Raw genomic sequence first — 22,046 nt, 5'->3', positions numbered from 1 at the left:
GGGCGCGGCCGCCCCGCCGCCGCCCCGATGGGAGGTTCTGTTATGGTGGCCCGCATGTCGAACGCTCGCGCCTATTGGCGCTTTATGTGGGCTCCGGGTGGAGCCCGCGCCGCGAGCGCACGCGTCCTCTAGTAGGGGCGTCGACACCCGGAGCCCAGCGGCGGTGACCAGCATGGTCGCCGCCTCCCGCCATTTCAGACAGGCGGCCCGGGTGTCGACAGGGGCACCATCAGATCACGGCACCCGGCCCGCCACCACCGAGATACCAGGAGCGCACCGCCGTGACCATCACCGCCGAGAATCCAACCCAGACCGCTGACCGACGGGTCCTGTCCTACTCGCCGCTGCCGACCCCCACCGAGATCCTCGGTGAGATGCCGCTGGGCGCGGCCCGCGAGGCGCTCGTCGAGTGCAGCCGCCGCGACGTGGCCGAGGTGCTGGCCGGTCGCGATGACCGCCTGCTCGTGGTGGTCGGCCCCTGCTCGGTCCATGACACCGAGGCCGCGCTCGACTACGCCAGGCGCCTCGCCGCCCTGGGTGAGGAGCTCGCCGAGGACCTGCTGATCGTCATGCGTGTCTACTTCGAGAAGCCGCGCACCACCGTCGGCTGGAAGGGGCTCATCAACGACCCGGCGCTGGATGGCAGCTACGACATCCCGCGCGGTCTGCGTACCGCGCGCAAGCTGTTGCTCGATGTCCTCGATCTCGGCCTTCCCGTCGGCACCGAGTTCCTCGAGCCGACCAGCCCGCAGTACATCGCGGACGCCGTCTCCTGGGGCGCGATCGGCGCACGCACGACCGAGAGCCAGGTGCACCGCCAGCTCGTGTCGGGGCTGTCCATGCCGGTCGGCTTCAAGAACGGCACGGACGGCGAGGTGCAGGTCGCGGTGGACGGCTGCCGGTCGTCGGCGTCGCGGCACGTGTTCTTCGGCACCGACGCCGAGGGGCGCGCGTCCGTGGTCGAGACCGCCGGCAACAACGACTGTCACGTGATCCTGCGCGGCGGCACCGGTGGCCCGAATCACGACGCCGAGTCGGTCGCCGCAGCGGTGGCCTCGGTCGCGAAGGTCGGGCTCCCGGGTCTGGTCATGGTCGATGCGAGCCACGCCAACTCCGGCAAGTCCCATGTGCGCCAGGCCGAGGTCGTCGGCGAGCTCGCCGATCGGATCGCCGGCGGCGAGCAGGGCATCTCCGGTCTCATGGTGGAGAGCTTCATTGAGCCCGGAGCCCAGTCTGTGGAGGCCGCCGAGTTGGTGTACGGCCAGTCCGTCACCGACGCCTGCATCGGTTGGGACACCACCGCCGACAGCCTGCGCACGCTCGCCGAAGCGGTGCGAAAGAGTCGCCGCGGATGATCCGATCGTGGTCGAGGCGGCGCTCGGTCGAGGGGGCGCCGCGCGGTACTCTGTCCCGCGTGGACGCCTCCTCACCCCTGTACTCGTTCTACGAGTCGCGCCTGCGCGCCTCGCTGGACGAGTCGAGGCTGCCCCGCCACATCGCCGTGATGGCGGACGGCAACCGGCGCTGGGCACGCGAGGCCGGATTCACCGATGTCAGTCATGGCTATCGCGCCGGTGCCACCAAGATCGCGGAGCTGCTCGGCTGGTGTGACGAACTCGGCGTGGACGTGGCCACGATCTACCTTCTCAGCACGGAGAACCTGGGCCGCGACGCCGCCGAACTCGAGGAACTGCTCCAGGTCATCGCTGATGTCGTCGACGAGATCACCGGGCCCGACCGCAACTGGGAGGTCCGGATCGTCGGCCGCCTCGAGGTGCTCCCGGAGAAGATCGCCGCGCGACTGCGCGCCGCCGAGGGGGCGAGCGTCGGACGGCCGGGCTGCAAGGTCAACGTGGCGATTGGCTACGGCGGCCGACACGAGATCGCCGACGCCGCCCGAGACCTCGTCGCGCGACTCATCGCGGAGGGCCGCACCGGCCAGGAGTTGGTCGACGCCATGACCGTGGAGGGGATCGGCGAGCACCTCTACACGTCCGGTCAGCCCGACCCTGACCTGGTCATCCGCACCTCCGGCGAGCAGCGGCTGTCCGGCTTCCTGCTGTGGCAGAGCGCCTACTCGGAGATCTGGTTCACCGAGGCCTACTGGCCGGCGTTTCGCCGTGTCGACTTCCTGCGCGCGCTGCGCGACTACGGGGCCCGCAACCGGCGATTCGGCCACTGATGTCGGGCGTCGAGTCGGCCGGCGTCCCGGACGCCTTCACGATCCGCGCCGTGTGCGTGGTCGACCAGTTGATCACCGTGCCCGGCCGCGTGGGTGTCTCGGCGATCGACAAGCGCCCCGTCGAGGGCCCTGTCGCAGTGCGTCGCCTGGGCCTCCACGGCGACATCCAGGCCGACCGCGAGCACCACGGCGGCGAGTGGAAGGCCGTCTACCTGCTCTCGGACTCTGATGTCGAGCAGTGGGAGTCCGAGCTCGGCGGCCCCGTCCCTCTGGGCTTCTTCGGCGAGAACCTGCGGGTCACCGGCATCGACACCTCTCAGCTGCAGATCGGCACCGAGCTCGAGGTGGGAACCGGCGGACTGCGCCTGCAGATCACCACGCCGCGCATCCCGTGCCAGACCTTCGCCCACCGCGTCGGTCGCCCGAAGTGGGTGCGCCGGTTCACCGAGGGCGGCCGTCCCGGCGCGTATGCGCGGGTCCTCACCGCCGGCCCGGTGGAGGCGGGGGAGGAGATCCGGGTGGTCACCGTTCCCTCGCATAGGGTGACCATCGCGCGGATCCTCGCCGGGGTCGACGACGACGAGGCCCGCCGACTCCTGGCCGAGTTCGATCTCGCCGAACTCGCCCCGAGCCTCGTCCGCAAGCTGGATCCCGCCACGGACGTCAGGCCCGTCGACGCCGATTAGAGCGCCAGGTGGTGCCACACGTCGCCGGCGGTGCGCCAGACCTGCGCCGCCTGGTCGTGGCCGAGGTCGGGGAGTCGGAATGCGCCCGTGCCGCCGGCCGAGGTCGCGAACAGGGTGACCAGGCCCGCCCGACGCTGGAACGGGGTGCGGCGGATGTTCCAGCCTAGGATCCCGTCCCGGGTGAGGACGTCGGTTCGCCGCATGATCGACCCCTTGCGCAGTGCCACCACACGGTCGGTGACCGCGTGGCCCAGTCCGCGGGAGTTGTCGGACGCGATCCACGCCGAGACCGCCCCGGAGACCGCGACCACGGCGACGGGCACCCACCACAGCCATGACCACACCAGCGCCGGCGCGAGTGCGAACGCGGTGAGGGCGAGGGTGGTCAGGAGGGCGCGGAATAGTCGTCGTCGTCGGGCCCGGGGCGGGTGGGCACGTAGCGACCCCGACCCGGGCAGCTCCACCCCGAGCACCGACTCGACGACCCCGACCGGTACGTCGCGCGGCGAGGCCGGAACCAGGGCGGGGCTCGGCTTGGTCTGGCCGTTCTCGTCGTTGCCGATTCCCACCCCGATCGCGACGACGTCCAGGCGCGCGGCTGCGACCATGCGGAAACCAGGGGGTTCGTGCAGGGTCATACCGCGGATCCGGCTGCCGTCCAGCGTCGTGTGCCGACCCACGAGCAGGCCGCGGCGCATCTCGAGCGAGCCGTCCCGGTGGTGATCCAGGCGCATCGCCCACCAGTTCTCGACGAACAACACCGCCGAGATCAGCGACCCGACCAGCAGGACCGCCAGGATCGCGGCCACGACGAGCAGGGGGATCGGGACGTCCTCGATGCGGCCCCAGATCCAGGACAGTATCTCTGGAACCGCCTGGAACCAGTCGGCCACCTGGAAGAGCACGCCCACCGCGATGAGACCGAACAAGGGGGTCATGAGGCTCGCCGGGGCGTAGCGCACCCAGCCCGGATCGACGCGCGCGACCTCGGTGGAGTCCGCCGAGGCGCGATCGGCCAGCAGTCGGCGTCGCAATCCCTCGGCGGCCTGCCGATCGAGCGAGGCCAGGGTGAGGCGTGCTCCGTCGGTCTCGCCGCTGGAGAGCTTCACCGTCGCGATGCCCATCCGGCGCTGGACCACATTCGCCGAGATCTCCACGCTGCGCACCCGGGAGGTGGCGATGGACGTGGTGGTGCTGGTCAGAAAACGGACGCGCCGTTCGACGCGGTGGTCGTCGAGACGGAAGGTGGTGACGGCGAGGCGGATCGCCTCCATGGCCGCGGTCGAGGCGGTGCCGATGACGAGGCCGGCGACGCACCACAGCGTGACCCAGCCGGCACCGAGCCCGCCGAGGACCATGCCGATCGCTGTGGGGATCGCCGCGAGGACCAGGGCTCCGGCCGCGATGATCGTGCTGGCGGTGATGGTCCGACGGTCGAGGTGCTGTGCTCGCTCCGTCATGTCGCGTCCCGCTGGTCGCCCTCGGCGGTCACGGTGAGACGCCGGGCCATCTCCTCGGCCACCTGCGCGTCGAGGGAACGGATGCGGACCGCGCCCTTCGACGACGCCGTGGTCACCACGACCGTCGCGAGACCGAACAGCCGCTCCAGGGGCCCGCGGGTCTTGTCGACGGTCTGCACCCGCGACAGCGGCGCCGCGCGCCACTCCTCCCAGAACAGGCCACTACGGCTGTAGATGGCGGTGTCGGTCTCTTCCCAGCGGTGGATCGACCAGCGCACCCGCGGCACCACCACGATCGCCGCCACTCCGATCACGAGCCACACCGCGGGAGCCAGCAGCAGCAAGGGTCCCAGGAACAACGGGACGACCAGGAGCGCGATCAGCAGTCCGACCACGACCAGGACGACCTGCGTGGTCCACCAACTCCGGCAGCGTGGATCGACGCGGTTACTCGGCGGACGGAGGGCGAGAGGCGGTGAGGTCACGGTGTCCAAGTTAGGCCTCATGTGCGACGCTGGCAGCATGAGCCTCCTCGGCTGGTACCGGGCCACCGGCGCAGACGTGCCCTTCGGCGATCCGCTTCGAGCACACGGCGTAGCCATGGAGGGCTACTTCCTCCGGCTCACGGATTCCGATCGCGGGCGGGTGGTCATCGCGCTGATCGGGGTCAACCGGGGACCCGAGGGGCAGTGGGCCACGCTCGGGCTGGCCGCGGACGAGGTGCGACTGCCGGCCGACGCAGGCGGAACGTGGCGGGACGGTGAGGGGCGGGCGTCGTCGTCGACCTTCTCCTCCCTCCGTCTGGCCGCCGCACCCCACGGCTGGGCGCACCCGCACCGCGTCGGGGCCCGGTCCGGGGACCTGTTCGAGTACCGCCACGACGGGATCCGTGTGGACCTGGGCGACGGCGCGCGGCTGCACGTCGACATCACTGACCCCGTCGAGTGGCCGCACCCTGCGGTCGGCGGGTCGAGCATCTTCCAGTCCGTGCCCGCGCTCAACCAATACTGGCACCCCTGGCTGCTCGGCGGGCGCGCACATGGGTGGGCCGAGCTCGACGGGCAGCGCTGGGAGTTCGACGGCGCCGAGGTCTACGGCGAGAAGAACTGGGGCGCTGAGGGATTCCCGGATTCCTGGTGGTGGGGGCAGGCGCAGGCGTTCAGCGAACCCGACACCTGCGTCGCCTTCGCCGGCGGGCAGATCCACTCGGGTCCGCTACGAACCGAGGTCACCGCGCTGGTCGTGCGGCTGCCCGGGGGGCGGGTGATCCGGCTGGGCAATCCGGTCGTCTCACCCGTGCGCGCCGAGGTGGGCGACGACGAATGGCGGCTGGCCGGGCGCGGTTACGGCTGGCAGGTGCGCGTGGTGGGGCGGTCGCCGCTTGAGCGTGCGCACGTGCTGCCAGTGCCGCTGCCGTCGCAGGGACGGAATTCGGCCGGGGCGATCGAGCACCTCGCCGGCGAGCTCGAGGTGGAGGTCCGTCGGCGGGGTCGACTCGTGTGGTCGGACCACAGCTACCTGGCCGCGCTCGAACACGGGGGACTGGCGCGGGCCGAGGCGGAGCTACGGCGGCGTGGCGTCCCCGAGGGAGAAACCGGCGCGCCGCCGACTCGACATACGTTATAGCTAGCCCAGTACCCGGGGATCGCCGGCCTGCCAGCTGACCGACTGACGTCTGAGAGATATCAGCCAGCCCTCGGGTCGTCGTTCGACTAGATCGTCGTAGGTACCGGCGACCGTGAAGAGGGCGGTCCGGCCATCCACCGTGCGCACGTGTTGGGCGTGGAAATAGCTCGAGACCGTCACCGAATCCCCCAGAGTCTCCAGTAGGGGAGAGCCGACCAGGTGCTGGCTCGCTTCCAATGGCTCGAGTGCTCGGGCACACACCGCGGCGATCGCCGCCGGCCCGGTCTCGGGCGGAAGGCCGGCGAACTCCATCCTCGCGTCCGGCGCGAACACCGAACTGAGTTGATCCCAGTCGTGGCGGTCGAGTGCGTGTGCATACCGCGAGGTCAAGGCGAGGATATCCGTCCTGTCGTCGGCGGTCAGGGGGCCGTGGGGAGTCGGCATCGTACGTCCTCAGATCAGTTCTCGTGGGTGGACTTCCGGTAAAGAACGGGACATTGACAGTGTGGTGGGGCTCACATAACGTACCAGAAGCGAGTTCAATTCAGCAGAAAGGACGTGCCAATGGCGGACAGCAGCCGCGAGGTCCGGGCGACCTCGGAGATGAAGATCCATGATGGCGTGTCGATCGAGCGACTCAGCTCGGTCGTGAAGGCGCTCGGCGCGAGTACCGAGGCCGAGGGTGACCACCTGTACGGGCACAATTTCTACATCGACGAGGGCGCAGGAATCCTCTTCGCCCACGAGCACTACCGGGATGCCGACGCGTTCCTCCAGCACCTCAAGGAGATGGACCAAGAGGTCGTGGGTGCGCTCATGTCCTCCGTGGATGTCCTCGACCTGCGAATCTACGGGTCGGTCAACGACGAGCTCCGCGGACTGCTCGAGGGCTTCGGCAGTGTCCGCACCTTCGAGCACGTCGGCGGGTTCACCAACCGGGGAGCATGAGAGATGACCACCGAATTCCAGTACGAGAAGTTCTTCGGCCTCGATGATGAGCAGTTGAAATGCCCGCACACCGCGTTCGAGGAGGTCCGGTCGGAGTGCCCGGTCTCCCGGAGTGACGCATTGGGCTTCTGGGTGGTGGCGGACCACGAGAACGCGCAGAAGGTGTTCAGGGACGCGTCGGTGTTCTCCACCAAGAAGATGCTCGGTGAGCATGTGTCCGATGAGTGGCAGCGGCTGATCGACCTGGCCGCCCGGCGTCCCGGCGCCAAAGACGAGCTCGGTGAGGACTACGGGACGAGCGACCGGAAGGTCCTCCTCTTCGCAGACCCGCCGGAGCACGGTCGCCATCGTCGGCTGATCATGGGTGCCCTCACCCCTAACGCGCTCAAGTCCTGGGCTCCGCGCATCGAGGAGACAGCCGACATCTTCGTCGATGGGATCGCGGCCGGAGAGGAGGTCGAGTTCGTCGATGGGTTCGCCAACCAATACACGATGACGGTCATCGCCGACATACTCGGATTCCCGCGGGACATGGTCCCTCAGATGCTCGACTGGACCGAGGGGTTCAACTCGATGGTCGGCAACCCCGACCAGACCGACGAGCAGATCGAGGCGCTCGTCGACACCCGGTACGGCTTCGACGCCTACTGCAACAGGCAGATCGACGATCGGGAGGCCAATCCGACCGAGGACCTCATCTCGCGGATCGTGAAGCTCAACGCTGCCAGCGAGACGCCGCTCCGCCGCGATGACCTGTTCCAGGTGCTTCAGCTGACGATGGTCGGCGGCAGTGAGACCTCGGCCACCGCGCTGTCGAAGATGATCGAGTTCCTCGGTCGGAATCCTGAGATGTGGGCCGAGCTGAAGGCGGAAACCGATCGGATCCCGCAGTTCATGGAAGAGATGCTGCGCATGTACTCCCCGGTGCAGGGATCGTTCCGTGCTGTCACCGAGGACATCGAGCTGGGCGGGCAGCAGCTCAAGGCCGGTGACATGCTCTGGGTGGGGATGGGCACGTCGAACCGGGATCCCAAGGTGTTCGACGACCCTGACCGGATGGACATCGGCCGGAAGCAGCTCGCGGCCAATCACGTCGCGTTCGGTGGGGGGCCGCACGTCTGCCCCGGCACATCGCTCACGCGCATGGAGTTGCGGATGGTGCTGGAGAAGATCATCACCCGGTTCTCCGGCGTCGAGCTGGTGGATCAGGACCCGACCGCCAAGAAGAGCTTCAACTTCTACGGGCCCGCCGCGCTGCCCGTCCGCTTCATCTCCTAGCCCCGGGCGGCGATGCCGCCCGAGTTCCGCAATCAGAAAGGACACCCATCATGGTCTCCGTCGAGAATCAACCCGTGTACCTGTTCGCCCTCTACCGGTGGGCGGGAACCTCGCCCGAGGAGTTCCGCGAGCACTACCTGGAGAAGCATGCCGACATCGGCAAGTCGATCCCGGGTGTGGCGTGGTGGCACACCTTCCTCAACAACAACCCGATGATGAACTGGGGCATCCCCGAGGGGGCGCCCAAGCCCGATGCCTTCTCTATCATGGCCTTCGAATCGGAGGAGGCACTGAAGAAGGCTCCGGAGAGCGAGGGGTGGGCGGCCGCCAACAGTGACAACACCGGCTTCGTACAGCACATCGATGTCTACGAGGTCTCGCGTGTGCAACTTGTCTCGGAAGTGGTCGCGAAGATGTAGTCGCGGACACCGATGAGAAGGGCCCGGGGGTCTCTCCCGGGCCCTTCTGTCGTGTGAGGGCGGCCGGCTTGGCAGCGCGTCGCGTTGTCTCATCAGGTGGACGCTTGACCGCTAGATGTTGCGTCAACGGCACGGTGCGCCGAACTGCACCGATATGCGGCGCACTACGAAAACGGCTCCAGTGCTGGGGAGATGTCTGTGATCGTTCGGTTGCGAGGATTTCCAAGTATTTGGCCCATGTGGCTTGCGCCACTGTGTGACTATGATTACAGTGAGCCCTAATCGACTTCAGTTCAAGCCCTAGGAGGGGTGCACGATGACCGATGATCAGCGGAGCAGGAACCTGGACCTGGTGCGTGCCTACACCGATGCACTGAACAAGTGGGACATCGAGACCATGCGCGAGCTGTCGACCGAGGACGTCGTCTTTGAGCTCCCGTTCCGTCCGCCTACGTTCGAGCGCGAGACCGCCGGCCGGGACGCCTACATGGAGGTCCTGGGCCAGGCGCGAGACCACATGATCGACGGGTCTGAGAACCTGCACGACATGACCCTGGACACGCTCGCGAGCGACCCCGACGTCGTTATTGCCACCTACAAGAGCGATATGACGCTTCGCAGCGGTGCCCGGTACGCCAATGAGTACATCTCCCGATTCGTCATCCGCGACGGCAAGGTGGCCCGTTTCGTCGAGTACTACGACTCGATCAAACTCTTCGCCGCTCTCGGCGGCTCCCTGGTGGAGGCCGGCGAGTCCGACCTGCTCCCCGCGGGGCTCAAGTCCTGACACTCTGCAGAGCCCGAGTGCTCTGGCAACGTCACCCCTCACGCACCAGGAGACCCCCATGGGTAAGAAAATGCCCGATCCGAACTCCGTTGTAGCCGACCAGCCGAGGTGTCCCTTCGTCGACATGTGGTCGGACGAGTACAACGAGAACAACCTCGAGATCCTCAAGCACCTCCGCGAGGAACACGATCTCGCGTTCCACAAGCAGGGCAACACCACCGTGCCGCTGGTGACCCGATACAAGGATCTGTGGAAGATCCAGCGTGACTGGCGGACCTTCCAGTCCGGGCGCGCGGCGTCACATCTGGCCGACCGTCGCTACGACGATCCCAATGACACCCCTGTGTTCATCCCGCTCGACACCGACCCACCGGTGCACAGCGAGTGGCGCCAGATCATCGAGCCGCTGATGACGCTCAGGAAGATGGAAGCGCACTCCGAGTTGATCGAGGGCATCGCCGACGACCTGCTCAGCGGACTCGAAGGCCGTACGAGCTTCAAGGTCATGGATGAGTTCGTCCGGCCCATGCAGGCCCGTGCTATCTTCGCGGCGATCCTCGGCGTTCCCGCCGACAGCGACAGGATCCTTCAGTTCTCGGAGTGGGCGCAGGACGCACTCATCGTCCCCGAGCGGGCGGTCGACGCCTTCGCGAGCCTCAGTGCCGCCCTCCTGGAGATCCTCCAGGAGCGTCGGGAGAATCCCCGGGGGGACGACGACATCGTCACGGTGTTGGCCAATTGCCGGCCCGGAGGCGAGGTTCCCGAGGATGCGGATCTCATCAAGATCATGATCGCCCTGACGCTGGGTGGCCTCGAGTCCACCGGCACGGTGTTGAGCGGGACGATCCACCACATGGCCACCCATCCGGATGACCTCAAGGAGCTGCAGGACGACATGTCCCTGCTCGACGAGGCCATCGAGGAGGCGCTGCGCTTGTTCGTCAACGTGACGCTCATGCAGCGGACCGTCACCAAGGAGACGACCCTCAACGGCTACGACCTCGAGCCCGGCGACAAGATCTGGAACCTCCCGGGCTCGGCCAACCGTGACGAGACGGTATTCCCCAACGCCGATTCCTGGGACGTGCACCGGGAGAACAAGCGTCACGTCTCCTTCGGTGCAGGAATTCACCGTTGCCTCGGGTCCAACCTCGCCCGGATCTTCCTCCGGGTGGCGTTCACCTCGGTGCTGACCCGGATGCCGGGCATCGCCCTCGCGCCGGATCAGACGATCGAGACCCACTCGATGCCGACCCGCGGCCTCACCGAGTTCGTGGTCACCGTCGACGAGATCACCCCTGCCGCGGCTGCCCGCTGAGGCCGGACGACGCATCCTCAGAAAGGACACACCATGAAGGTCAAGATCGATCACGAATTCTGTGTGGGCCATGCGCGTTGTTACACGCTGGAACCCGAGTACATCGCCGAGGACGACCGGGGACGCGGCGTGGTCCGCGAGGACGCTCCGGAGATGTCCCCTGAAACCGCACGTCGGCTGGTCCGGGCGTGCCCGGAATCCGCCATCTCGATCGTGCGGGAATCCTGAGGTAGCAATGACCATGGTTTCCGATCCCCTCCGTACAGAGATCGTCGACCTGGGCGAGAACGCGGCCGGTGACGAGACGATCAACGCGATCGTCGACAGCCGGCGCGAGATCGCGGACGGCGTCATCGAGCTGGTCTTCCGCGCGGCCGACGGCGGCGACCTGCCCCGGTGGGAGCCGGGCGCCCACGTGGACATCGTCCTCGACGACGGCGCGATACGGCAGTACTCACTGTGCGGAGACCCGTCCGACCGGAAGACGCTCCGGGTCGCGGTGCTCCTCGAGCAGGAGGGCAGGGGAGGGTCACGCCGCATCCACTCCGAGCTCCGGGCCGGTTCCGCGGTCGAGTTGAAGGGGCCGCGCAACCACTTCCCGCTGCACGAGTCGCCGCGTTACCTGTTCATCGCGGGCGGGATCGGCGTCACCCCGCTGATCCCCATGATGCGCGCGGTGGAGGCTGCCGGTGCCGAATGGCGTTTCATCTACGGTGGCCGGAGCGAGTCGACCATGGGCTACGTCGACGAGCTGCGTGACCTGGGGGACCGGGTCACGATCTGGCCGCAGGAAGCCAACGGGTTGATCGACCTCGACGGACTCCTCGGTACCGCCGAGGAGGGAACGCTGGTCTACAGCTGTGGCCCCGAGCCGCTCCTGGCCGCGGTCGAGGCGCACTGTGAGTCCTGGCCGGCCGGCGCACTGAACATCGAGCGGTTCACCGCGATCGAGGTCGACACGTCCGAGGACACCGGGTTCGAGGTGGAGCTCGCCCAGACCGGGGTCACGGTCCAGGTCTCGAAGGACCAGACGATCCTCGAGGTGGTCACCGAGGCCGGCGTCTACGTGCCGACCTCATGCACCGAGGGAACGTGCGGCTCATGTGAGACTCCGATCCTCGAGGGCACCGCTGAGCACCGCGATGTCGTGCTGTCCCCCGAGGAGCAGGAGTCGCAGGAAACCATGATGATCTGCGTCTCCCGCGCCACCTGCCCCCGACTGGTGCTGGATCTGTAGAGGCGTGGGCGGTCATCGCCTCGACTTCACCCAATAACACACGTATTCAGGAGGATCGATGCTCCCCAGGAGCTACAGCGAGTTCTACATCGACGGGGCGTGGCGGCCGACGGAGTCGACCAAGAAGTTCACCGTCGTCTCCCCGTCTACGGGTGAATCGATCGGCGAGGTGCCACGTGCGACCCGAGCGGACATCGATGCCGCGGTGGAGGCGGCCCGGCGCGCGTTCTACGAGACCGACTGGGCTACCCGGCCGGTGGCGGAGCGGGCGGCTCTGTGCGAGGCACTGGCGACGCGCCTCTACGAGGTCAAGGACGAGATGGCGGAGCTGCTCGTCGACGAGCTGGGTTGTACCCGGATGCTCGCCGACGTGTACCAGGCCGTCGCGCCGACTCTGCATTGGAACTACAACGCCGAAGTCGGTCGGCACTATCCCTTCGAGGAGGTCCGCAAGGCCGACCTCGGTCCTCTGGCCGGGGGTTCGGCCGGCGGCATGATCATGCCGTACGAGACCCAGGCCCTCGTGGTCAAGGAGCCCGTCGGGGTGGTGGCGACCATGGTCGCCTACAACTTCACCATGCCCGGGACCTCGCAGAAGGTGGCGCCGGCGATCGTCGCCGGCTGCACCGTGGTGGTCAAGGTGCCCGAGCCGGATCCGCTCGCGGTCTTCGCGTTGGCGCAGTTGATCGACGATGTCGGCTTCCCGCCCGGCGTCATCAACATCGTCGCCGCGGGTCCCGAGGAGTCCGCCTATCTGGTCTCGCATCCGGACGTGGACATGGTGAGCTTCACCGGTTCCACCACCGTCGGCTCCCACATCGGTCGCGAGTGCGGATCGCTCATCCGACCGGTGGTCCTCGAGCTGGGAGGTAAGTCCGCCGCGATCGTCCTCGACGACGCCGACCTCGAGACCACCGTCCCGACGCTCCTGGGTGTCAGCGTGATCCCGAGCAGCGGCCAGAGCTGCGTGTGCCAGAGCCGTTTCCTCGTCTCGGAGTCACGTCACGACGAGCTGGTGGAGCGGCTGGTGACCGCTATGGCGGACATCAAGGTAGGTGACCCGCACGCCGAGGGCACCGACATGGGACCGCTGATCACCGAAGCCCATCGTGAGCACGTACTGGGGATGATCCACCGGGCCGTTGAGCAGGGCGCGACGGTGGCGTTCGGCGGCCGCATCCCGGAGGGGTTGGACAAGGGGTGGTACGTGGAGCCCACCCTCCTGGTCGACGTCACCCCCGACATGGAGATCGCCCGGGAGGAGGTCTTCGGCCCGGTTGTCGCGGTGCTCAGGTACACCGATGAGGACGACGCGGTCCGGATCGCCAACGACAGTCGATACGGTCTCGCCGGCTCGGTCTACACCACGGATGTAGAGCGCGGTTTCCGGCTCGCTCGTCGGGTGCGGACCGGCACGTTCTCGGTCAACTCGTTCTCGGCGGATTTCAACTCGCCGTTCGGTGGGTTCAAGGAATCGGGGATCGGCCGTGAGCACGGGGTGGCCGGCCTCGAGGGCTACCTGATCCCCAAGACCATCTCGGTCGACCCGTCGATGTCGATCCCGGATTCCGTGGTCGAGCAGGCCGACGTGGTCACGACCGGCGCACGTAAGGGGGCGTGACGACGATGTCTGACGACGACAACGATCGTCGCCTCGCCAAGCTCGACGAGCTGCTCGCGGTCGAAGAGATCAAGAACCTGCGGCTGGCGTACTCGGCCTACTTCGACTCCCAGGACCTGGACGGGCTCGCCTCGATCTTCGCCGAGGACGCGGTCTGCGAGTTCAGTCAAGAGTACGGCGGTGACTGGGTGGGCCGGGAGACCATCCGCGCGAACTATGCGGCGGTGGCCGAGCAGGTCGGAGCGCCGTACAGCGCTATCCATGCGGTCACCAATCCGTGGATCGAACTGACCGGTGAGAACACGGCGAAGGGCCGCTGGTACCTGATCGAGTACCTCACCCGCCAGGGTGTGATGACCTCTGGGGGCGGTCACGCGAACCCGCTGTTCTACCTGGGCATCTACCAGGATGAGTACAAGAAGGTCGACGGGAGATGGCTCATCTCCCGCGTGAAGCTCGAGTTCCTCTGGCCCGAACGGACGCTGCCGGGGTGACCGGATCCGCGTGGGGGTCATCCGCGAGGGGCGACCCGGACCTGAACATGGTCCGGGTCGCCCCGCTGTTGTCGCTGGTGGATCAGCGCAGTCGTTCACACGATGCGAGGACGGCGCGATCGACGTGATCCGAGGCGATCACTTCGGTCCACGCCGACCGTGACGAGAACTCGAGGCATCGGGTGAGTGTGGGCACCAGGACTGGTCGGCGAGCCTGTCCGTGGAGTGCTCGGAATCGCCGTCGGCATCCCGGGAGCCGGCGTGAGGATCGTGCACAGAACTGCCATGAATTCAGAATCGCCGGGCGGCCCACGTCGCCCCGGGGTGAGTCGTCAACTGACGGGCGTGTCCCTGCGTAAGACCAGGTACCCGAACGCCCCGGCCACCAGGGAGACTCCGAGTAGGTACGCCGACCCGGTAAGAGCGGTCTGCCGCAGGAACCAGCCGCCGAGGCCGGACCACCCGACGTTCTGCACGATCAACAAGACCAGCACGCCGAGCACCGCGGCGAGGGCGACCAGGAGGGTCCAGAAGGTCAGAACCGAGATGCGGCGGAACACCGCGGCGAACATGAAGGTCACGGTCATCACTGTCAGTGCGATCGCCGCGGCCAGGGCGCCCCCGCCGACGAGGCCGTTGGTGCTCGTCATGAACGGGGTGTCGAACTGGTAGGCGTGGATGCCGAAGCCGTTCGTCACCCTCTCGATCCAGGCGGCCAGCGTGTAGGCCGCACCGAATCCGACCGAGACCGCCATGAACGCCAGGTATGAGCCCACTACGAATGTCCGGCGGCTGAAGCTCAGCGCCATCGCGAACGGCAACGTCTGGGTGACGGTGTAGGCGGCCATGAAGCCCAGCGTCCACACCGCCGCCTGCGACGCACCGCCGTACATCGGTTCCACAGAGGCGACACGGTCACCGGCCGCCGCGTGGATCCACACGGTGATCCCGATGGACACCGCCCAGACCAGCAGGAACACCATCGCCGGCACGATGATCAGATTGGTGGGGACGATGAACTGCAGCCGGAACGCGGCCGGGATGCGTGTCGCCCACGTGGTGGGCCGGTGTCGGTCGACAACGCGTGCGTCGACAGAGAGGGCGGTCATGATGCGACCTCCGAGTTCCAGTTGCGGGGTGAGGTTGTCGTCGTCGGATCCGGGGCGGTAGCCGGCCCCTCGTCGCGCATTCCACCGACGTCTCCCGAGGTCAGGTGGACGATGAGCTGTTGCAGTGACACCGGGAGCACCTCGACGCCCCGGGCGCGGGCCCGCTGCTCCTCGTGCTCCTCGAGCGCCCCCAACACCGTCGACCTGGTGAGGCGCCCCAGCGACTCGGTGTGGAGGACCCGGCGGAAGTCGGTCAGCTCCCGGACGGTGTCGGCGGCGCCGATCAGCGTCACGGCCCGGCCGCGGAGCGCGTCGACCTGCTCGTCGAGCATGATGCGTCCCCGGTCGATGAGGACCACGTTCTCGATGAGGTGGGCGATCTCGTCGATCAGGTGCGAGGACAGCACGATCGTGCGCGGATGCTCGGAGTAGTCCTCGAGGAGCCGGTCGTAGAACAGTTGCCGCGCCACGGCGTCCAGGCCCATGTAGGGCTCGTCGAAGAAGGTCAGGTCGGCGCGGGAGGCGATACCGATGATCACCGCGACCGCCGAACGTTGGCCTCGCGACATCTTCTTGATCCGCGTCCTGGCCGGGACTCCGAGCTCTCTGCTCAGCCGGTCGGCCAGCTGCTGGTCCCAGCGCGGGAAGGCCATGGCCGCGGCGGCGAACGCGTGACGAGCGTACGAGTCCTCGATATAGCGCTGGTCCTCGCGGACAAAGCAGATTCGGGGCAGGACCTGCTCGTTCTCGTGTGGGTGCTCACCGAAAACGGTGACCGAGCCGCTGGTGGGCCAGTCCTGCCCGGAGGCGATCGACATGAGCGAGGTCTTGCCGGCACCGTTGCGGCCCAGCAGTCCGTGGATGACGCCGGCTTCGAGCGACACGGTGACCGAGTCGAGTGCGGTTGCCGACCTGTGTCTGCGGGTGAGGTCGTGGACTTCGATAGCGGTGGTCATTGCGCCTGCTCCTTCATCCGGTCGTGGTCGGTGGGGGTGTGGGTGGTGGTGCTGATCAGGTCCACGACGTCCTCGGGGCTCAGACCGATGGCCCTGGCCTCGTCGAGCATGGGGGAGATGAAGTGATCCGTGAAGCGCTGCTGTCGTTCGGCTCGTAGGAGCTGCCTGGCGCCGTCCGCGACGAACATCCCGAGACCTCTACGTTTGACGAGGATGCCGCGGTCCACCAGGAGATTGATGCCTCTGGCGGCGGTCGCCGGGTTGATGCGGTGGAAGCTCGAGAGTTCGTTCGTCGACGGGGCGCGTTCGCCTTCCGCGAGTGAGCCGTCCAGAACTGATGCCTCGACCTGGATGGCGATCTGCACGAAGAGCGGTTTGCCGTCATCCACGGGCGTCGCCCTCCCCAGGTTGGTGGGTTAGTTACTGAACTAGTGAACCATGTGACCGATGCGGGGTCAATGACGTGGCGGGGTGTCCCGTTGTGGCCAGGCGGGGGAGCAGGGCTGCTACACCTCATCGTCAAGAGGGAATCGCCTGCATCGCCCGAGTGGAAATGCGCCAAACACCCTTCGCGATGAGGGCGAAGGCGAAAGCGGCCGCGCGTGGATGCGGCGGCGCGACAGGGGCGGGCCGGGCGAAAGCGGCGCAGGAGCGGCGCAGCGGGTCAGATCTTGCGCAGGCGCAGTCGCTGAATCGAGTGGTCCGAGTTCTTGCGCAGCACGAGTGTCGCGCGCGGCCGGGTGGGCAGGATGTTCTCGACCAGGTTCGGCCGGTTGATCGAGGTCCAGATCTCCCGCGCGGCGAGCCGGGCCGCCTGGTCGGACAGGTCCGCGTAATGCGCGAAATGCGAGTTCGGGTTGGAGAACGACGTGCTCCGCAGTTCGAGGAAGCGCTCGATGTACCACTGCTCGATGTCCTCGATACGCGCGTCGACATATAGCGAGAAGTCGAACAGGTCGGAGACCATGAGCCGCGGCCCGGTCTGCAGCACGTTGAGACCCTCGACGATGAGGATGTCCGGCCGCTTCACCTCGATGTGCTCGCCGGGCACGATGTCGTACTTGGTGTGCGAGTAGACCGGCGCACGCACCAGCGGTGCACCGGACTTGACCTCGGTGACGAACCGCAGCAGCGCCCGCCGGTCATAGGACTCGGGGTAGCCCTTGCGGTGCATGAGGCCACGGCGTTCGAGCTCGCGGTTGGGGTGGAGAAAGCCGTCGGTGGTGATGAGGTCGACGCGCGGGTGGGAGTCCCAGCGGGTGAGCAGTGCGCGCAGCACACGGGCGGAGGTGGACTTGCCTACCGCGACGGAGCCGGCCACGCCGATCACGAACGGCATCGGGGCGTCGGAGGCCTCGCCGAGGAATAGGTTGGTGGACTGGAACAGGCGCTGCCGGGCGGAAACCTGCAGGTGGATGAGCCGGCTGAGCGGCAGGTAGATCTCCGCGATCTCGTCCAGGTCGAGATGTTCGCCCAGGCCACGTAGCCCTTCGAGGTCCTGTTCGGTGAGCACCATCGGCATGGCGCGACGCAACCGCCGCCAGCTTCGGCGGTCGAACTCCACGTACGGCGTGTAGTCGCCGGCATGTCTGCTCACAACTCGTGATTGTGGCAGGTCTGTACGTGGTAGGGGGCGTGAGGGTCGATGGCACTAAGGTGGACGATGACGATGACGACGACCACACGGTCCGTCACCCGCCACGATTTCGTCCACGGTGTACGCCGACGCGCGAGGAGCAAACATGACCGACCCGAACACCGACGTGTTCTCCGCCTCCCTGTCCGAACTGGATCCGGAGGTCGCCGAGGCGATGGCCGGGGAGCTGGCCCGTCAGCGGGACACGCTCGAGATGATCGCGTCGGAGAACTTCGTCCCGCGCTCGGTGCTGCAGGCGCAGGGCTCGGTCCTGACCAACAAGTACGCCGAGGGTTACCCGGGTCGCCGCTACTACGGCGGCTGCGAACACGTCGACGTGGTGGAGAACCTCGCGCGTGACCGCGCCAAAGAGGTCTTCGGCGCGAAGTACGCCAACGTGCAGCCGCACGCCGGCGCGCAGGCCAACGCCGCCGTGCTCATGGCGCTGGCGGCCCCGGGCTCGAAGATCATGGGTCTGTCGCTCGCGCATGGTGGGCACCTCACCCACGGCATGAAGCTGAACTTCTCCGGCCAGCTCTACGAGGTCGCGGCCTACGAGGTCGATCCGGAGACCATGCAGGTCAACATGGACACCGTCCGCGAGATGGCGCTCGCGGAGAAGCCGGACGTGATCATCGCCGGCTGGTCGGCGTATCCGCGCACGCTGGATTTCGCGAAGTTCCGTGAGATCGCCGACGAGGTGGGCGCCAAGCTGTGGGTCGACATGGCGCACTTCGCCGGTCTGGTAGCCGCGGGCCTGCATCCGAGCCCGGTGCCGCACGCCGACGTCGTGTCCACGACAGTGCACAAGACGCTGGGCGGGCCGCGCTCGGGCATGATCCTCACCAACGATCTCGAGCTGTTCAAGAAGCTCAACTCCACCGTGTTCCCGGGCCAGCAGGGCGGCCCGCTCATGCACGCGATCGCCGCCAAGGCCACGGCCATGAAGATCGCCGGGACCGAGCAGTTCCGCGAGCGGCAGCAGCGGACCCTCGAGGGCGCGAAGATCCTCGCCGAGCGGCTTACCCGGCAGGACTGCAAGGACGCCGGCGTCTCGGTCCTCACGGGTGGCACCGACGTCCACCTCGTGCTGGTGGATCTGCGCGATTCCGAGCTCGACGGCCAGCAGGCCGAGGACCTTCTCCACGAGGTCGGCATCACCGTCAACCGCAACGCCGTGCCGTTCGACCCGCGCCCGCCGATGGTCACCTCCGGCCTGCGGATCGGTACGCCGGCGCTGGCCACCCGAGGCTTTACCGCAGAGCAGTTCCGCGAGGTCGCCGACGTCATCGGAACCGCCCTGGCGGCCGGCAAGGGTGCCGACGTCGCTGCCCTGCGCGAGCGCGTGAGCGCTCTGGCCGCCGCCACGCCGCTCTACGAGGGCCTGGAGGACTGGAAGATCCTGGGCTGAGGCACTCACCTTCCGCCACCTTCGAGTCGTCAGGAAGAAACCCCCGCAGCTGGAGGCTGCGGGGGTTTCTTCCGTCTTCTGGGGGCCTGCGCGGGCCCGCTGTCTACTCGGTGAACCGGATCTTGGGCGTGCGGCAGATGAGGAGCCGACGGACCCTGTCCTGTAAATCCAGCTCGGCGGAGGCGTTGAAGCTGGCCTCGAACTCGCCGTCGCGGCGGGTCTCGCCGAGGCAGAGCTCGGTGTCGCCGACGCGGGCACCCGAGAGGATGTGGTGCGTCAGCACGCTCTTCTCGCGCTGCTCGAGGTAGACCACCAGGCCGGCGCGGTTTCCGTGGAACTCGGCGGCGGACTCACCCTTCGAGAAGAGAATGGACAGCTCGAAGTCGTCGGTGATGTGGTTCAGTACCCGGTCGGGATCGTCCGAGTCCATGATCTCGAACCAGGCGTGTAGCAGCGGGGTGGGATTGGGCACGGGGGAGCTCCGTTCAGCGGTCAGGGGGGAATCGGGCAGGTGGGTGTTCGGGGAAGGGTCAGGCGGCGAGCGTGGGGGAGGCCAGGCCGAGCTCGGGGTCGAACGCGACCTGGTAGCCGGTGATCAGGCCGTCCTCGCCGATCCGCGCCGAGGCGAGGAAGTGTCCGGTGATCTTCACGCCGTCCTCCACCACGGCGCCGTAGACAAACTCGAGCTCGCCCTCGCGCGTCGCGTGGGTGGGGACGTGTCGGCGGTCCACGGGGCCGCGGCCCTCGAGGTACTCGCGTACCCCCTGCCGGTTCTCACCGCGAACAGCGGTGCCGGGGAGGATGATGGCGAACGAGACTCCGTCGGCCAGGAGTTCCAGGCCGCCGTCGAGATCGCCCGTGTCGATTCGCTCGTAGTAGGTCACGAGGGTGGATTCGTTCAGTGACATGAATCGAACTTAGTTCAGTAGGTGCCACGTTTTCAATAGTCTTGCGTGATCTGCCTCACCGTGTTGTGATGGTATGAACTGAACTCAGCTCAAATCCTAGCGTTGGTGGAGGTCCCCGTGACACAGCAGGTTCGAACGATCCGACCGGAAGCCGACCCCTCGATCATCCTGCCCTCCGAGGAGCGGGAGGAGCTCCGCTCCGTCATCACCGGCTTCGTGGACCGCCACGCCTCGCACGAGGCGATCCGGGAGTCCGTCGAGGCCGACCCCGGCTACTCGAGCGCGCGGTGGACCACCCTGAACGACGAGCTGCAGATCGCCGCGCTCGCGGTCCCCGAGGAACTCGGCGGCCACGGGTTCGGATTCGGGGACCTCGGGGTGGTCCTGGAGGAGACCGGCGCCGCCCTGCTTCCGGAGCCCATCCTGGCCAGCGCCGTCGTGGGGTGTCAGGCGCTGGTCCGCGCTGACGACGCGACAGCCGTGGCCGATCTGCTCGAGGGCGTCCTGGCCGGCGGATCCGTGGTGGCGACGGCACTGGACCAGACCGTGGCACTGGAGACCGCCGACGGGACGACGGTCGCCCGGGGGCTCGCCGAGGGAGTGCTGTGGGGTGCGGCGGCGGACCACCTCGTCGTCGTCGCCACCTCCGGCACCGACACCGTGCTCGCGGTGATCGATCTCGCCGAGGTGCCCGTCACCCCCCGTGAGGTCGTGGACCTCACCCGCCGCCGCGCGGACCTGGCGCTCGAGGGCGCACCCGCCCGGATCCTCGTGGGCGCCGACCGGTCCGCGCAGGTACTCGCCGAGCTCCGCCGGATCCAGGCCGCCTCGCTCGCCGCCGAGCACGCGGGCATCGCCTCACGGCTGGTCGACGCCACCGTCGAATACGTGCAACAGCGCCAGCAGTTCGGTCGGGCGATCGGCTCGTTCCAGGCCATCAAACACCGACTGGCCGATATGCTCGTGGACCGCGAGCGCGCCCGCGCCGCCGCCCTGTACGCGATGGCCATCCTCGACGAGGAGGGCGCGGAGGACGCCGAGATGGCAGTTGCCGTGGCGTCCGCCGTCTGCGCGGACGCCGCCACCCGCAGTGCCTATGAGGCCATCCAGCTCCACGGCGGCATCGGCTTCACCTGGGAGCACTCCGCGCATTTCTATCTGCGTCGCATGCTCGGGGACGAGGGCGCGTTCGGCGGCGGGCGTGTCGCGCGCCGCGAGATCGCCGAACTGGCAGGGGTCTGACATGTCGACCGTCGGCGACCCCGCCACCGTGCGCCCGGATATCTCGGCGCACGAGCTCATCACCACCACCCGTGCGGTGCGGCTGCGGCTGGACCTCGACCGCCCCGTCGCGCCTGAGCTCCTCGAGGCGTGCGTCGCCGACGCACTGCAGGCGCCGCAGGGCTCGAACCTCATGCGCACCGAGTTCGTGGTGGTGCGCGACCCCGAGCGGATCTCGCGGCTCGGCACGATCTATCGCGAGGAGTTCGACGGCTTCTACCGCGCCAGTGAGGTGGGACTGTTCAAGCGGGTCGACGCCGACGACGAGCACGCCGCACAGAGCCGGCGGACCCGCGACTCGGCGGAGCACCTGGCCGCGGTGATGGACCGGGTGCCGGCGATCGTCATCCCGTGCCTGACGCCGCGGCTCGCGGACGGGGACCTGCTCGCCGCCAAACACCGCCTGGCCACCGTGTATCCCACAGTCTGGAACTTCATGCTCGCGGCACGGCTGCGGGGGCTCGGGACCTGCTGGACCGGCATGACGTTGGCGCGCGAGGCCGACGTCGCCGAGATCGTGGGCATCGATCCGGAGGCCGTCGAGCAGGTCTGCATGATCCCGGTCGCCCACCACACCGGTGAGAGGTTCAGGCCGGCGTGGCGACCGCCCGCCACGGACTTCATCCACTGGGACACCTGGTGACCGCGGGGCCCCGACGATCGCCCGGCGGCGGGTCGGGGTCGAACTC

25 protein-coding genes are annotated in these 22,046 nt (G+C 67.8%); 16 read left to right on the top strand and 9 right to left on the bottom strand.

Annotated features, from left to right (window positions below; translation table 11 throughout):
• Positions 1-281 precede the first annotated feature (281 nt).
• Genes K3888_RS12940 through K3888_RS12930 form a run of 3 tightly spaced genes read left to right on the top strand, consistent with a single transcriptional unit; the run spans position 282 to position 2,868 of the window.
• Complete coding sequence (locus K3888_RS12940; protein WP_230930686.1) at positions 282-1,355, top strand: 3-deoxy-7-phosphoheptulonate synthase; 1,074 nt, start codon at positions 282-284, stop codon at positions 1,353-1,355.
• Positions 1,356-1,414: 59 nt separating this feature from the next.
• Entirely contained in the window at positions 1,415-2,182 is a 768-nt protein-coding gene (locus tag K3888_RS12935; RefSeq protein WP_230930685.1) for an isoprenyl transferase, read from the top strand.
• Positions 2,182-2,868 (top strand): MOSC domain-containing protein, encoded by a 687-nt coding sequence (locus K3888_RS12930; protein WP_230930684.1) that lies wholly within the window; start codon positions 2,182-2,184, stop codon positions 2,866-2,868. Before K3888_RS12935 ends, K3888_RS12930 begins: the two co-directional genes overlap by 1 nt.
• Here the strand turns inward: K3888_RS12930 and K3888_RS12925 are convergent.
• Both K3888_RS12925 and K3888_RS12920 read right to left on the bottom strand, forming a co-directional pair.
• A complete protein-coding gene (locus K3888_RS12925) occupies positions 2,865-4,328 on the bottom strand; it encodes a PH domain-containing protein (RefSeq protein ID WP_230930683.1) in 1,464 nt (487 codons plus the stop codon). The two genes, K3888_RS12930 and K3888_RS12925, sit on opposite strands and share 4 nt — an antisense overlap.
• Complete coding sequence (locus K3888_RS12920) at positions 4,325-4,813, bottom strand: PH domain-containing protein (RefSeq protein WP_230930682.1); 489 nt, start codon at positions 4,811-4,813, stop codon at positions 4,325-4,327. The genes K3888_RS12925 and K3888_RS12920 overlap by 4 nt, the downstream gene beginning before the upstream one ends.
• Before the next feature lie 37 nt (positions 4,814-4,850).
• Between K3888_RS12920 and K3888_RS12915 the strand changes: the two genes are divergently transcribed.
• Positions 4,851-5,954, top strand: coding sequence for a tocopherol cyclase family protein (locus K3888_RS12915; protein WP_230930681.1), 1,104 nt, complete (start codon positions 4,851-4,853; stop codon positions 5,952-5,954).
• Here K3888_RS12915 and K3888_RS12910 read toward each other — a convergent pair whose 3' ends face one another.
• On the bottom strand, positions 5,955-6,398 hold the full coding sequence (locus tag K3888_RS12910; RefSeq protein WP_230930680.1) for a nuclear transport factor 2 family protein: 444 nt from the start codon (positions 6,396-6,398) through the stop codon (positions 5,955-5,957).
• Positions 6,399-6,518: 120 nt separating this feature from the next.
• Between K3888_RS12910 and K3888_RS12905 the strand changes: the two genes are divergently transcribed.
• The 9 genes from K3888_RS12905 (at position 6,519) to K3888_RS12865 (ending at position 14,056) form a co-directional block, all read left to right on the top strand.
• Entirely contained in the window at positions 6,519-6,902 is a 384-nt protein-coding gene (locus tag K3888_RS12905) for a hypothetical protein (protein ID WP_230930679.1), read from the top strand.
• A 3-nt stretch (positions 6,903-6,905) separates the two neighbouring features.
• A complete protein-coding gene (locus K3888_RS12900; protein WP_230930678.1) occupies positions 6,906-8,180 on the top strand; it encodes a cytochrome P450 in 1,275 nt (424 codons plus the stop codon).
• Positions 8,181-8,230: 50 nt separating this feature from the next.
• Positions 8,231-8,599 carry an EthD family reductase gene (locus K3888_RS12895; RefSeq protein ID WP_230930677.1) on the top strand — a complete coding sequence of 123 codons (369 nt, stop codon included), beginning with the start codon at positions 8,231-8,233 and terminating at the stop codon, positions 8,597-8,599.
• A 316-nt stretch (positions 8,600-8,915) separates the two neighbouring features.
• Positions 8,916-9,386 carry a nuclear transport factor 2 family protein gene (locus K3888_RS12890; RefSeq protein WP_230930676.1) on the top strand — a complete coding sequence of 157 codons (471 nt, stop codon included), beginning with the start codon at positions 8,916-8,918 and terminating at the stop codon, positions 9,384-9,386.
• Positions 9,387-9,444: 58 nt separating this feature from the next.
• The gene (locus tag K3888_RS12885; RefSeq protein WP_230930675.1) at positions 9,445-10,704 is read left to right on the top strand and encodes a cytochrome P450; all 1,260 of its coding nucleotides are present in this window, start codon (positions 9,445-9,447) and stop codon (positions 10,702-10,704) included.
• Between the two features lie 33 nt (positions 10,705-10,737).
• A complete protein-coding gene (locus K3888_RS12880) occupies positions 10,738-10,932 on the top strand; it encodes a ferredoxin (protein ID WP_230930674.1) in 195 nt (64 codons plus the stop codon).
• Positions 10,933-10,945: 13 nt separating this feature from the next.
• Positions 10,946-11,941 (top strand): PDR/VanB family oxidoreductase, encoded by a 996-nt coding sequence (locus tag K3888_RS12875; RefSeq protein ID WP_230930673.1) that lies wholly within the window; start codon positions 10,946-10,948, stop codon positions 11,939-11,941.
• 58 nt (positions 11,942-11,999) lie between these two features.
• Positions 12,000-13,562, top strand: coding sequence for an aldehyde dehydrogenase (locus K3888_RS12870; protein WP_230930672.1), 1,563 nt, complete (start codon positions 12,000-12,002; stop codon positions 13,560-13,562).
• A gap of 5 nt (positions 13,563-13,567) precedes the next feature.
• Positions 13,568-14,056 carry a nuclear transport factor 2 family protein gene (locus K3888_RS12865; protein WP_230930741.1) on the top strand — a complete coding sequence of 163 codons (489 nt, stop codon included), beginning with the start codon at positions 13,568-13,570 and terminating at the stop codon, positions 14,054-14,056.
• Positions 14,057-14,388: 332 nt separating this feature from the next.
• Here the strand turns inward: K3888_RS12865 and K3888_RS12860 are convergent, their stop codons facing one another.
• The 4 genes from K3888_RS12860 to coaA form a co-directional block, all read right to left on the bottom strand.
• Positions 14,389-15,165 carry a hypothetical protein gene (locus tag K3888_RS12860; RefSeq protein WP_230930671.1) on the bottom strand — a complete coding sequence of 259 codons (777 nt, stop codon included), beginning with the start codon at positions 15,163-15,165 and terminating at the stop codon, positions 14,389-14,391.
• Positions 15,162-16,121 carry an ATP-binding cassette domain-containing protein gene (locus K3888_RS12855; protein ID WP_230930670.1) on the bottom strand — a complete coding sequence of 320 codons (960 nt, stop codon included), beginning with the start codon at positions 16,119-16,121 and terminating at the stop codon, positions 15,162-15,164. The genes K3888_RS12860 and K3888_RS12855 overlap by 4 nt, the downstream gene beginning before the upstream one ends.
• Entirely contained in the window at positions 16,118-16,510 is a 393-nt protein-coding gene (locus tag K3888_RS12850; protein ID WP_230930669.1) for a GntR family transcriptional regulator, read from the bottom strand. The genes K3888_RS12855 and K3888_RS12850 overlap by 4 nt, the downstream gene beginning before the upstream one ends.
• Before the next feature lie 275 nt (positions 16,511-16,785).
• Positions 16,786-17,718 (bottom strand): type I pantothenate kinase, encoded by a 933-nt coding sequence (gene coaA, locus K3888_RS12845; protein ID WP_230930668.1) that lies wholly within the window; start codon positions 17,716-17,718, stop codon positions 16,786-16,788.
• A 145-nt stretch (positions 17,719-17,863) separates the two neighbouring features.
• Between coaA and glyA the strand changes: the two genes are divergently transcribed.
• Positions 17,864-19,168, top strand: a complete 1,305-nt coding sequence (gene glyA, locus K3888_RS12840; protein ID WP_230930667.1) for a serine hydroxymethyltransferase — start codon at positions 17,864-17,866, stop codon at positions 19,166-19,168.
• A gap of 103 nt (positions 19,169-19,271) precedes the next feature.
• On the opposite strand, the gene K3888_RS12835 is transcribed toward glyA, so the two are convergent.
• A complete protein-coding gene (locus tag K3888_RS12835) occupies positions 19,272-19,598 on the bottom strand; it encodes a hypothetical protein (RefSeq protein WP_230930740.1) in 327 nt (108 codons plus the stop codon).
• 100 nt (positions 19,599-19,698) lie between these two features.
• Entirely contained in the window at positions 19,699-20,076 is a 378-nt protein-coding gene (locus K3888_RS12830) for a nuclear transport factor 2 family protein (RefSeq protein ID WP_230930666.1), read from the bottom strand.
• Positions 20,077-20,193: 117 nt separating this feature from the next.
• On the opposite strand from K3888_RS12830, the gene K3888_RS12825 reads away from it, so the two are divergent.
• Positions 20,194-21,318, top strand: a complete 1,125-nt coding sequence (locus K3888_RS12825) for an acyl-CoA dehydrogenase family protein (RefSeq protein ID WP_230930665.1) — start codon at positions 20,194-20,196, stop codon at positions 21,316-21,318.
• A gap of 1 nt (position 21,319) precedes the next feature.
• Positions 21,320-22,000, top strand: a complete 681-nt coding sequence (locus K3888_RS12820) for a nitroreductase family protein (RefSeq protein WP_230930664.1) — start codon at positions 21,320-21,322, stop codon at positions 21,998-22,000.
• Positions 22,001-22,046: the final 46 nt, after the last annotated feature.

It is taken from the genome of Dietzia aurantiaca (assembly GCF_021033825.1).
Taxonomy (GTDB): Bacteria; Actinomycetota; Actinomycetes; order Mycobacteriales; family Mycobacteriaceae; genus Dietzia; species Dietzia aurantiaca.
Note: the sequence above shows the minus strand (reverse complement) of the source record. Positions and strands in the feature narration are given on the sequence as shown.